Source organism: Oleiphilus messinensis (assembly GCF_002162375.1).
GTDB classification, from domain to species: Bacteria; Pseudomonadota; Gammaproteobacteria; order Pseudomonadales; family Oleiphilaceae; genus Oleiphilus; species Oleiphilus messinensis.
In genome coordinates this window covers 3,890,690-3,903,700 of the sequence record NZ_CP021425.1, presented here as the reverse complement: position 1 = coordinate 3,903,700, position 13,011 = coordinate 3,890,690, and the positions used below count along the sequence as shown (strand labels likewise).

Sequence of the window (13,011 nt, the reverse complement as noted above, 5' to 3'; positions counted from 1 at the left end):
TTAAGTTACTGATAAGTCTAGCGTAAAAAGATGGCATTAAAAGTCGCCAAAAAACGAAATATTGCTTCCTGGGGGCAAAAGGGCGGGCACGTTAAAACAAGATATTTTTAACAAAGTTTTGGTAATACCTTGACCCTTGAGCTACAACCACTTATATATGTCGCCACGAATTTTAAGCGCAGAGTTGCAATTTATCAGAAAACCGGACAAATCCAAATATGGGAAAATCACTGGTCATTGTGGAATCGCCAGCCAAGGCAAAGACAATTAACAAGTACTTGGGGTCAAAGTTTGTCGTCAAGTCGAGTGTGGGGCATATCCGAGATTTGCCCACAACTGGATCAGGATCCACAACTGATCCAAAAGAGCGCGCGCGAATTGCTGCTCAAACGCGAAAAATGAGCCCTGAAGAGAAAGCGGTTTATAAAAAGCGAAAAGCAAAGGAGCAATTGGTAAATCGGATGGGAGTCGATCCGGAATCCGATTGGAAAGCGCAGTATCAAATCTTGCCTGACAAAGAGAAAGTTGTCTCTGAATTACAACGATTGGCAGAAAGTGCCGATGAAATCTATCTGGCTACGGATTTGGATAGAGAGGGGGAGGCCATTGCCTGGCATTTGACTGAAGCCATTGGCGGTGATGAAAGTCGATACCGGAGAGTGGTTTTTAATGAAATCACTAAAAAAGCGATCAGTGAAGCCTTTCAGCAACCATCATCGCTTGATACTAACCGTGTAAATGCACAACAGGCACGTCGCTTTCTCGACCGTGTTGTTGGTTACATGGTGTCACCTCTCCTGTGGGCGAAAGTCGCGCGTGGATTATCCGCCGGTCGGGTCCAGTCCGTTGCTGTAAAGTTGATTGTCGAGCGCGAGCGTGAGATCAACGCATTCATCCCGGAAGAATATTGGGAAGTCTTTGCCGATCTGTTGACCCAAGAGAATTCTCCTCTTCGGATGCAAGTTTCGAAGTATATGGGGAAAGCGTTCCGTCCAACGAGTAAAGACGATACCGATAGTTTGTTGGCATTGCTCCAGGGGGCTAACTACCGGGTTCTGCAGCGTGAAGACAAACCGACAAGCTCCAAGCCGAATGCTCCGTTTATCACTTCAACGTTGCAGCAGGCAGCGAGCAACAGACTGGGTTTTAGCGTTAAAAAGACGATGAAGTTAGCCCAGCGCCTCTATGAGGCGGGTTACATCACTTACATGCGAACGGATTCAACAAATCTTAGTGCTGAGGCTGTGGAGTCCTGTAGAGGCTTTATTGACAGTCAATATGGTTCGTCTTACTTGCCCCCTGAAGCACGGAACTATTCGAGCAAAGAAGGCGCTCAGGAAGCGCATGAGGCGATTAGGCCGTCAGATGTAAATGTCAAGGCGGTGGATATTTCCGGTCTTGAGAAAGATGCTGAGCGCCTGTATGAGTTGGTCTGGAGTCAGTTTGTGGCTTGTCAGATGAGTGATGCTCAATATTTGAGTTCTTCAATCACTGTGCAGGCGGGTGACTTTGAATTGCGGGCCCGTGGTCGGATTATGAAATTCGACGGTTACTTGAAAGCGTTACCCGCTTACATGAAAAAAGATGACTCTCTGGTTTTGCCGGATGTTAAGCAAGGCGAGGCGATGGGGCTCAAAGCGCTGGATCCGAAGCAGCACTTTACCAAGCCTTCGCCGCGTTATTCTGAAGCCGCTTTGGTTAAAGAGTTGGAAAAACGGGGCATTGGTCGGCCCTCGACCTATGCTTCGATCATATCCACGATTCAGGATCGGGGTTATGTGACACTCCAGAATCGCCGCTTTTATGCGGAAAAAATTGGCGATATAGTAACTGATCGCCTTTCTGAATCGTTTGATGATTTGATGGATTATGGATTTACCGCGCAATTGGAAGAGCGGCTAGATGACATTGCAACCGGCAAGCTGGAATGGAAAGCGGTATTAAATGAGTTTTATTCCGGTTTTACGGGCAAACTGAGCAAGGCTGAGTCTGACGAGGGCGGGATGCGCGTAAATCAGCCTGTGGAAACGGATATTACCTGTACCGATTGTGGGCGGCCGATGCAGATACGGACTGCCAGTACTGGCGTATTTCTGGGTTGCTCAGGTTATGCTTTGCCGCCCAAGGAGCGCTGCAAAAATACTATTAATCTTATCTCTGGTGATGAGGTCGTCAATGCTGATGAGGATGAGGAAGGTGAATCCCGGCTATTGATGAAGAAGCATCGATGCGCCATCTGTGGCACTGCAATGAATAGTTACTTGCTGGATGAAAAGCGTAAACTACACATCTGTGGCAATAATCCGGATTGCACTGGCTATGACATCGAATTGGGTAACTTCAAAATCAAGGGTTACGATGGGCCAGTTTTGGAGTGTGACAAGTGTGGTTCGGATATGCAGCTGAAAACCGGGCGCTTTGGCAAGTATTTCGGTTGCACGGCCGATGATTGCAGTAATACCCGGAAGTTGTTAAAGAATGGTGAGCCTGCGCCGCCGAAAATGGATCCGGTGCCGATGCCAGAGTTAAATTGCGAGAAAGTGGAAGACACCTACGTTTTGCGCGATGGGGCTTCAGGTCTTTTTCTGGCTGCCAGTAAGTTTCCAAAGAATCGGGAGACTCGAGCGCCATTGTTGAAAGAGTTGTTGCCGCACAAGGAAGAAATTGATGAAAAGTATCATTTCTTGTTTTCCGGTCCGGTTGCTGACCCCGATGGCGAGCCTGCGGTTATCCGCTATAGTCGCAAGACCAAGGAGCAATACCTGATGTCGGAAGTTGAGGGCAAGGCGACGGGGTGGTCTGCTTTTTACGAGGGTGGTAAATGGGTTGAGCAGAACAAGAAAGCCGCTAAAGCAACAAAAGGAGCGGCGGCAGCGAAGAAGAAAAAAGCGTAATTCAGAAAGCGTTATTTTCTGTTGTATCAAAAGTTAAAAAAGGGGCTTTCGCCCCTTTTTTAATTGCTTGCAATATTGCTATTACACGGCATTATTCAGTCGGGTAGTCCCGCTTGGTGTAACCCGTGTACAGCTGGCGAGGACGACCAATTCGGTAGCTGCCGGAAATCATTTCATTCCAGTGTGCGAACCAGCCAATCGTACGCGACATGGCGAAGATTACCGTGAACATGGAAACCGGGATACCAACTGCCTTCAGAATGATACCGGAGTAGAAATCTACGTTAGGATACAGCTGGCGTTTCACAAAGTATTCGTCTTCCAGTGCGATTTGCTCCAGTCGCATCGCAATCTTTAGCAATGGGTCATCTTCCAGGCCCAGTTCGGTCAGGACTTCATTACAAGTCTGACGCATTACTTTTGCACGTGGATCAAAGTTTTTGTATACACGGTGACCGAAGCCCATCAGGCGGAATGGGTCATTTTTGTCTTTCGCTTTTTCGATGAACTCTGGAATGTTTGCCTCGTCACCGATTTCTTCAAGCATGGTCAGCACAGCTTCGTTTGCGCCACCGTGTGCAGGGCCCCACAGTGCTGCGATGCCGGATGCGATACAGGCGAATGGGTTCGCTCCAGTGGAGCCAGCAAGTCGAACTGTAGAGGTTGAAGCGTTTTGCTCATGATCTGCATGCAGAAGGAAGATGCGATCCATTGCTTTGGCCAGCGTTTTGTTTGGCTGGTATTCTTCACATGGGGTGCCAAACATCATGTGCAGGAAGTTCTCTGAGTAGCTCAGATCATTTCGTGGGTACATAAATGGTTGACCCATTGAGTACTTGTAACACATGGCTGCCAAAGTTGGCATTTTTGCGATCAGTCGGAATGCTGCAATTTCACGATGCTCCTGGTCCGAAAAGTCCATGGAGTCATGGTAGAACGCCGACAATGCTCCGACCACGCCACACATGATTGCCATTGGGTGGGCATCTCGTCGGAAACCGTTGAAGAAGTGGATTACCTGGTCGTGAACCATCGTGTGGTTTTTCACAGTGTTGCGGAATTTCTCACTTTCTTCTGGAGTAGGCAGTTCACCGTGAAGAAGTAAAAAACAGGTTTCAAGGTAATCTGATTTCTCAGCAAGTTGTTCGATGGGGTAGCCGCGATGCAACAAAATACCATTCGCGCCATCTATGTATGTGATCTGTGATTCACATGCAGCTGTTGAAACAAAGCCGGGGTCATATGTGAACACGCCCTCTGCAACCAGGCCTCTTACATCAATTACGTCTGGACCTTCGGTGCCAGAATATACTGGCAGATCAATTGTCTTGCCACCCACCGATAACTGTGCTTTTTTATCAGACATGGTGCTCTCCTATTTCCGGTTTTTTCGCTTTATCTAAACTTTGCATTATGACAAATCCAGTCCACTGAGTCACTCGCCGATCAATCCTGTGCACTTCCCATGGCCGTGACATTTAGACCGGTTGTTCCGGCTAGCTGTCATAAAGTGGTTAACGTTATCTGCAAACATCTAGGGTTAAATATTGCCGAATTCGATGATTAGTTGCCAGTAACCATTACCATTTTGTGGTTGGTCTTTTCATCGCATGTGTATGGGCAATTAACTTAAGGCGCGAAAACTATATGGCCTCAATGTTTTTTGTCAATCAGAAATCGACGAATTATTAAACTTTAGCCTGAATTAGGTAAAAAATGCATTTATTTAGGGCGGATAAATACTAATTTGGTGCATGTAAAGTTGGATTTTAGGTCTATATTAGGTGTGTTGTACCAAAACGATGCTATCGGTTTAATAAGTTTGTAATTTGTGAGGTGGGACTCTATAATCCCGTACCCGGAATCGCCTGAGATGTGTGTGTTTGTCTCTTGCGAGAGGGATGCGAAGACTCATTTCTTTTGTAATTGCAAATATCTGCATTGATGTGCAACCTTCCCAGCCAACGTTGTTTAAGACATATTTGATAGTCAGCTTACCGATCAGTGAGTCATGAACCTCTGCTTAGGTAAAACTATCAGGTTTGCCGTAACTTCGGGGCTCGATTTCAGATTCAGTAAAGCGAGTCCCTGGTCTTAATGGTACGCAAAGCTTTGGCTTACGTACTGGAGTTGTCGAACGATAACCGGCAAGACCAGTTTGATGATTGCTTTCGCAGACTGTAACAGGGGAGTATCAGAGCAAGTAAGCGGATGTCATTTTCTATATCCATATATAGGAGAGACGTAACCCGTTGCCAGGTCTGGTAGTCGTCTATTGTAGTTTCGTTTCGATCTGGATTTGAACTCAGGGCAGGGGATTTGTGTTCAGGGCGGCCGGCGGACACCGTCGGACTTCTTTGTGCACTACCAATTAACTCGCCTTTAACGAGGCCATCGTAGAGTGTGAAAGAGCTGTGAACAACAAAAGACCAGTTAACCTCGATTTGTCAAAATTTCAGTTTCCACTCCCGGCAATTACGTCGATCCTGCACAGGATCTCCGGAGTGATCTTGTTTGTAGCCATTGCTTTTCTGCTGTGCGCACTTGGTGCGTCACTGGAGAGTAAGGAGTCGTTCCTTGCGCTTCAGGAAGCATTGCAGGGCTTTTTTGCCAAGCTTGTACTGTGGGGTATATTGGCCGCGTTGCTATACCACATGGTTGCGGGAGTTAAACATTTGCTGATGGATATAGGCATCGGCGAAACACTAGAAAGCGGGCTTCTGGGTGCTAAGGTAACCCTGGTTGTCTCAATTGTGTTGACCTTATTGGCAGGAGTAATCATATGGTAGCCAGTGTTACGAATTTAGGACGCAGTGGTGTATACGACTGGATGGTCCAGCGTGTTAGTGCTGTTGTGTTGGCGCTTTATTTTCTTTATTTGTTGGTCTACCTGACATTTGGTGCTGATTTGACTTTCGAGGCCTGGAAAGGTCTTTTTGAACAAACGTGGATGCGTGTCTTCACGCTTATGGCGCTGGTTTCACTGGCGGCTCACGCATGGATTGGAATGTGGACCGTATCTACCGATTACCTGAAAAACAGCGCAGTGCGATTCCTGTTTCAGGCTGGCTGTGGAACGGTGATGTTTGTCTATGTTGTGTGGACAATTGATATTCTGTGGGGGCTGTAAAAAATATGTCTAATCTTCGTACTTTAACCTATGATGCGATCGTCGTTGGCGGCGGTGGCGCAGGCATGCGGGCAGCTCTGCAATTAACAGAAGCGGGAATTAAAACGGCCTGTGTAACAAAAGTTTTCCCGACCCGTTCGCACACCGTTTCTGCTCAGGGTGGAATTACCTGTGCGATCGCAAGTGCAGATCCGAATGATGACTGGCGCTGGCACATGTTTGATACCGTTAAAGGCTCCGACTACATCGGTGATCAGGATGCTATCGAGTACATGTGCTCGGTCGGTCCGCAGGCGGTATTTGAGTTGGATCACATGGGTCTGCCATTCTCCAGAACAGAGACCGGGCGAATCTATCAGCGTCCATTTGGCGGTCAGTCCAAAGATTTCGGTAAAGGCGGGCAGGCAGCGCGGACCTGTGCTGCAGCAGACCGGACTGGTCATGCTTTGTTGCACACCCTTTATCAAGCCAACCTTAAAGGTGGAACCACGTTCTTGAATGAGTGGTACGCCGTGGACATGGTCAAGAACGCTAAAGGTGCTGTTGTTGGAATTATCGCGATCTGTATCGAGACGGGCGAAACCGTCTATATTCGTTCCAAAGTAACGGTATTGGCGACTGGTGGTGCAGGTCGTATTTACTCTTCAACCACCAATGCCTTGATTAACACCGGTGACGGTATGGGTATGGCGTTGAGAGCAGGTTTCCCAGCCCAGGATATGGAAATGTGGCAATTCCATCCGACCGGTATCGCGGATGCGGGTGTACTGGTTACTGAAGGTTGCCGAGGTGAAGGTGGTTACCTGATCAATAGTGAGGGTGAGCGGTTCATGGAGCGCTATGCTCCGAATGCTAAAGATCTGGCTGGTCGGGATGTTGTTGCGCGTTCAATGGTGTTGGAGATTCTTGAAGGACGCGGCTGTGGACCGAACAAAGATCACGTATTGTTGAAACTGGATCATCTCGGTGAAGAAACGTTGAATCTTCGTTTGCCGGGGATTTGTGAGTTGTCGAAAACATTTGCTCATGTTGACCCGGTTAAAGCGCCAGTACCGGTCGTACCGACTTGTCACTACATGATGGGCGGTATCCCGACCAATGTTGGTGGGCAAGCGTTGACCCAAAATGTTGATGGTGTCGATGAGGTTGTTGACGGCCTGTATGCTTGTGGTGAAGTGGCTTGTGTATCTGTCCATGGCGCTAATCGATTGGGCGGCAACTCGCTGCTGGATCTGGTTGTATTTGGTCGGGCAGCAGGAATTCAGATTGAAAAGGCGCTTCGCGAGGGCTATAGCGCGATGGATGCTGTTGATTCCGATATTGATGCAGCGATGGCGCGTCTTGAGCGTTTGAACTCATCCAGCAGCGGTGAGCGTGTTGCTGATGTGAGAAAGGATCTGCAAAACACGATGCAGCTTTACTTCGGCGTGTTCCGTGAAGGTGAAAGCATGCAAAAAGGCCTCAAGATGCTCGACGAGTTGCGTGGTCGTATCGATAATCTGTATCTTGAAGATAAGAGTGAAGCGTTCAATACTGCTCGTATTGAAGCTCTGGAGCTCGAGAACTTATATGAAGTAGCAATCGCGACTGCGGTTGCAGCAGAAGAGCGTAAAGAAAGTCGTGGAGCACATGCTCGAAACGATTTCACTGAGCGTGATGATGAGAACTGGTTGAAACACTCTCTGTATTTCCCCGCAGACAAGCGTGTAACCAAGAGAGATGTGAACTTCGCACCGAAGACAGTCGAAGCATTTCCACCTAAAGCCAGGACTTATTAAGAGAGGTTGCCATGTTAGTCAGTGTATATCGTTATAATCCTGATAAGGATAGTGCGCCATACATGCAAGACATCGAGATCGATATCCCGGGCGGTAAAGATCTGATGGTACTTGATGTGCTGGCGTTGTTGAAAGAAAAAGATCCGACAGTGGCCTACCGCCGTTCCTGTCGGGAAGGTGTTTGTGGTTCTGATGGTTTGAACATGAACGGGCGTAATGGTCTGGCGTGTATCACCTCTCTTTCTCAGGTTGTCAAAGACAACAAACTGATTCTGAGACCATTGCCGGGACTGCCTGTGATTCGTGATCTGGTCGTTGACATGAGCATGTTCTACGAGCAATACGAAAAGATCAAACCTTACCTGATTAATGATACACCGCCACCGGCGATTGAGCGCTTGCAGAGTATTGAAGAGCGAGACAAGCTGGACGGATTGTACGAATGTATTTTATGTGCATGTTGTTCAACTGCCTGTCCTTCATTCTGGTGGAATCCGGACAAATTTGTCGGGCCATCGGGTTTGCTGCAGGCATATCGATTCCTGGTCGATAGCCGTGATACGGCAACCGCAGAACGACTCGCAGGCCTTGATGATCCATTCAGTGTTTTCCGCTGTCGGGGAATCATGAACTGTGTTAATGTGTGTCCTAAGGGATTGAACCCAACCCGTGCAATCGGGCATATCAGGAACATGCTTTTACAGCGTGCAACCTGATTTTTTCTGCTGCGTTTACTGGCTCGAATTCGAGTTCGGGTCGGTAAATCCCAGGAAGGGTACCACCTTAGAGAATTAAGTATAGCGACTGGTTTATAAAGTCTGACCGGCTATACTTTTTTGATGAATCCGTGAGCCGTTGTTTGACAGTTACCTTGGTCTGCAACTACTCAATGGAGTAACAAGACCACTTGATGGCTCAAAAAGCTGGAAAGTGGAGTGCTGAAAACTACCACCACCGGGGAACGGGCAACATCCGTGCTTACAGTGGGGCAGCAGTCATCAAAATACTTTTTGCAGCGACTTGCCACCAATGCCCCTATCTGAAAGCTCCCCGCTTACTTTAAGGCGAGCAATAAATGCAAGAAAGCTTAATGGAGCAGTTATGGCAGACTTCCCATTTGGCAGGAGGGAACCTAGCCTACGTCGAGCAGCTGTACGAGACTTTTCTAGTCGACCCGAATGCCATTCCGGAACAATGGCGTAATTATTTCGAAAAACTCCCCCGTGTCGATGATAATATCACTGCCGATATTCCTCACTCTTCTATCCGCGAACAATTTCTTCACATCTCGAAAAATCAGCGTCACTACGTTACCGCCAGCACACCTGCGAGCGTAACCAGCGAGCATGAGAAGAAACAAATCAAAGTATTGCAACTTATTAATGCTTACCGGTTTCGTGGCCATCAAAAGGCGCAACTGGATCCATTAGGGTTGATGCTTCGTGAGAAAGTTGATGATCTGGAGCTTGAGTATCATGGCTTCAGTTCGGCAGATCTGGACATGGAATTTCATACCGGGTCATTGAGTTTCGGTGTCGACACCATGACGCTCGCGGAAATCGTAACGGGTTTGGAGCAAACCTATTGCGGTTCTATCGGTGCAGAGTACATGCATATCGTGGATACCAGCATCAAGCGCTGGTTTCAACAACGTATGGAAACGGTTCGATCCAGGCCGGCTTATTCTGTGGAAACCAAAAAACACCTGCTGGAACGCCTGACCGCTGCTGAAGGATTAGAAAAGTATCTTGGTTCTCGTTACCCTGGAACCAAGCGGTTTGGCCTGGAGGGTGGTGAAAGCTTGATTCCATTGGTTGATGAGTTGATCCAGCGTGCCGGAAGCTATGGCGCAAAAGAAATCGTAATCGGCATGGCTCACCGTGGGCGTTTGAATGTTCTGGTCAATACGCTCGGTAAAAATCCAAAAGATTTGTTTGATGAGTTTGAAGGTAAAAAGCTGAACGCTATGGGGTCTGGTGATGTTAAGTATCATCAAGGCTTCTCTTCAAACGTAATGACGCCGGGCGGTGAAGTTCATCTTGCGCTCGCATTCAATCCCTCGCATCTGGAGATTGTCTCTCCGGTTGTAGAAGGTTCAGTGCGGGCTCGACAGACTCGACGCGATGATACCACCAGGGCTCAAGTGGTTCCGATTATCATGCATGGTGATGCTGCATTTGCAGGCCAGGGTGTGGTAATGGAAACATTTCAAATGTCTGAAACCCGGGCCTACGGAACGGGCGGGACATTGCATATTATTATCAATAACCAGGTCGGGTTTACCACAAGTAAACGCGAAGATGCACGTTCTACAGAATATTGTACTGACGTTGCGAAAATGGTTCAGGCTCCCATTCTGCATGTGAATGGCGATGATCCTGAAGCGGTATTGTTTGCGACACAAATCGCAATGGACTACCGCAATGAGTTCAAGAAAGACGTTGTTATTGATTTGATCGGTTACCGTAGACGTGGTCACAACGAAGCTGACGAGCCATCAGGAACTCAGCCGTTGATGTATTCAGCCATCAAGGCTCAAAAATCGTCAAGAGAAATCTATTCTGATCGTTTGGTTTCGGAAGGTGTTTTGAGCGCAGAAGAATCTAAAGCGATGGACTCTGATTATCGCAATGCGCTTGATGGTGGTCAGCATGTGGTGAAGAGCCTTGTAAAAGAGCCGAACACCAAATTGTATGTGGACTGGGCTCCTTATTTGGGTCATGAATGGACTGCAAAGGCTAAAACTGGCATAAACATTAAAACGCTGCGACGGGTTGGCAAGCGTCTGGATCAGCTTCCGGAAGGTTTCGGTGTTCAGCGACAGGTCAAGAAGATACTCGAAGACCGGGCCAAAATGACGCAAGGCGCGATGCCTATAAACTGGGGGTACGGAGAGGTTATGGCGTATGCAACATTGTTGCATGAAGGTCATCCGATTCGAATCACTGGTCAGGATGTTGGGCGGGGAACGTTTTCTCATCGCCATGCGGTTATTCATAACCAAAAAGATGCATCCATCTACTTACCTCTGCAAAATATCGCCGAAAATCAACCTTCTTTCGAATTGAGTGATTCGTTACTGTCTGAAGAGGCGGTTCTTGCATTTGAATATGGTTACGCGACCACCAACCCTGACACGCTTGTCATCTGGGAAGCACAATTTGGTGATTTCGCAAATGGTGCACAGGTGGTGATCGACCAGTTTATTACCAGTGGTGAGCATAAGTGGGCCCGGTTGTGTGGTTTGACCATGTTGCTGCCACACGGTTACGAAGGGCAGGGACCTGAGCACTCCTCGGCAAGACTGGAACGTTATTTGCAGTTGTGTGCGGAGCATAATATACAGGTTTGTGTGCCTACTACACCTGCGCAAATTTTCCACATGTTACGTCGCCAGGTTAAGCGACCGCTACGTAAACCATTGATTGCTATCACGCCCAAGAGTCTGTTGAGACACAAAGATGCGATTTCAACTCTGGACGATTTGGCAGAAGGGCACTTCCAGACGGTCATTCCCGAAGTCGATGATATCGATCCCAAGAAAGTCAAAACGGTTGTGTTGTGCAGTGGCAAGGTTTACTACGAGCTGCTGGAGAAGCGACGTGCGGAAGGGTTGAGTGACGTTGCGATAGTGAGACTTGAGCAGCTGTATCCATTCCCTGCGGATGATTTGGAAGAGGTGTTGTCTCAGTATTCGAAGATGACGGATATCGTCTGGTGTCAGGAAGAACCGATGAATCAGGGCGCTTGGTATTGCAGTCAGCATCATATGCGCAATGCAGCACACAAAATTAACCCCAAACTGTATTTAAGGTATGCAGGGCGTCCGGCGTCAGCTGCACCGGCATCAGGATACACTTCTGTTCACGTCGAAGAGCAGAACAGTCTGGTGAATGATGCATTGCAAGTTAAATGAGCTTTAGAGTCTCCAGAAAGTATTAGGAATTAAGGGTAAAAAATGACAATCGAAATCAAGGCTCCAACTTTTCCAGAATCCGTAGCAGACGGAACCGTCGCAACCTGGCACAAACAGCCCGGTGAAGCTGTTGCACGTGATGAACTTATTGTTGATATTGAAACCGATAAGGTTGTGTTGGAGGTGGTGGCTCCGGCTGATGGCGTTATCGAAAGTATTGCAAAGAACGAGGGTGATACGGTCCTTAGCGGTGAAATCATCGGTGTGTTTGCGGAAGGTGCGGCAGGTTCAGCGCCTGCTCCTGCAGCGCAAGCAGCTCCAGCGCCTGAAGTGGCGGTAGCGGCTGCTGGTGCTGATGATATCATCATGAGCCCGGCAGCGAAGAAGCTGGTGGAAGAGAATAATCTGGATGTCGCGAAAATCGCGACCACAGGCAAGGGTGGCAGGCTGACGAAAGAGGATGTGATTAATCACCTCGATGCAGGTAAATCGACTGCCGCACCTGCTCCTGCAAAGGCGCCAGTGCAGGCGAGTTCGCCAGCCGGTCTGATGCCTATGATTGAAGTACCGGGGCAGGGAAGACCTGAGAAGCGCGTACCGATGACGCGCCTCCGAGCGAGTATTGCTCGCCGTCTGGTTGAAGCTCAGCAAACCGCTGCCATGTTAACGACATTTAACGAAGTTAACATGAAGCCGGTAATGGAGTTACGCAAGCAGTATAAAGATCAGTTTGAGAAGCGCCATAACGGTATTCGTCTTGGCTTTATGTCATTTTTTGTCAAGGCAGCTGTAGAGGCGTTGAAGCGCTTTCCGGCGGTTAATGCTTCGATTGATGGCAACGATATGGTTTATCACGGCTATCAGGATGTTGGTGTAGCTGTATCCTCAGATCGGGGGCTGGTGGTTCCGGTGCTGCGAGATGTCGATAGTATGGGGCTTGCTGATATCGAAGGTACAATTGGTGATTTCGGGCGCAAAGCTCGTGATGGCAAGTTAGGTATTGAAGATATGGCGGGTGGTACATTCACCATTTCAAATGGGGGCGTATTTGGTTCCCTGATGTCCACGCCCATTTTGAATCCACCTCAAACGGCAATTCTGGGCATGCACAAAATTCAAGAGCGCCCGATGGCAGTCAATGGCCAGGTGGAAATTTTGCCAATGATGTATCTGGCGCTGTCCTATGACCACCGAATGATTGATGGCAAAGAGGCCGTACAATTCCTGGTAACCATCAAGGAATTGATTGAAGATCCAGCGCGTATTCTGCTGGATGTATAAGCGCTGTAGTTT

Annotated in this window: 8 protein-coding genes; 7 read left to right on the top strand and 1 reads right to left on the bottom strand. The window is 48.2% G+C overall.

The genetic code is table 11. The features are described 5' to 3' along the window. Positions 1 to 218 precede the first annotated feature (218 nt). Entirely contained in the window at positions 219 to 2,894 is a 2,676-nt protein-coding gene (topA, locus tag OLMES_RS17000; protein WP_087462374.1) for a type I DNA topoisomerase, read from the top strand. A gap of 91 nt (positions 2,895 to 2,985) precedes the next feature. On the opposite strand, the gene gltA is transcribed toward topA, so the two are convergent. Continuing rightward, positions 2,986 to 4,260, bottom strand: coding sequence for a citrate synthase (gltA, locus tag OLMES_RS16995; RefSeq protein ID WP_087462373.1), 1,275 nt, complete (start codon positions 4,258 to 4,260; stop codon positions 2,986 to 2,988). A gap of 1,048 nt (positions 4,261 to 5,308) precedes the next feature. Between gltA and sdhC the strand changes: the two genes are divergently transcribed. From sdhC to odhB, 6 genes are all read left to right on the top strand, one after another. Further along, a complete protein-coding gene (sdhC, locus tag OLMES_RS16990) occupies positions 5,309 to 5,683 on the top strand; it encodes a succinate dehydrogenase, cytochrome b556 subunit (protein ID WP_087462372.1) in 375 nt (124 codons plus the stop codon). Further along, positions 5,677 to 6,024: a succinate dehydrogenase, hydrophobic membrane anchor protein gene (gene sdhD, locus OLMES_RS16985; RefSeq protein ID WP_087462371.1), complete on the top strand. Its 348-nt coding sequence runs from the start codon at positions 5,677 to 5,679 to the stop codon at positions 6,022 to 6,024. Before sdhC ends, sdhD begins: the two co-directional genes overlap by 7 nt. 5 nt (positions 6,025 to 6,029) lie before the next feature. Then, a complete protein-coding gene (gene sdhA / locus OLMES_RS16980) occupies positions 6,030 to 7,802 on the top strand; it encodes a succinate dehydrogenase flavoprotein subunit (protein ID WP_087462370.1) in 1,773 nt (590 codons plus the stop codon). 11 nt (positions 7,803 to 7,813) lie between these two features. Next, positions 7,814 to 8,518, top strand: coding sequence for a succinate dehydrogenase iron-sulfur subunit (locus OLMES_RS16975; protein ID WP_087462369.1), 705 nt, complete (start codon positions 7,814 to 7,816; stop codon positions 8,516 to 8,518). Between the two features lie 359 nt (positions 8,519 to 8,877). After that, on the top strand, positions 8,878 to 11,718 hold the full coding sequence (locus OLMES_RS16970; protein WP_087462368.1) for a 2-oxoglutarate dehydrogenase E1 component: 2,841 nt from the start codon (positions 8,878 to 8,880) through the stop codon (positions 11,716 to 11,718). Positions 11,719 to 11,760: 42 nt separating this feature from the next. Further along, positions 11,761 to 12,999 carry a 2-oxoglutarate dehydrogenase complex dihydrolipoyllysine-residue succinyltransferase gene (gene odhB, locus OLMES_RS16965; RefSeq protein ID WP_087462367.1) on the top strand — a complete coding sequence of 413 codons (1,239 nt, stop codon included), beginning with the start codon at positions 11,761 to 11,763 and terminating at the stop codon, positions 12,997 to 12,999. Positions 13,000 to 13,011: the final 12 nt, after the last annotated feature.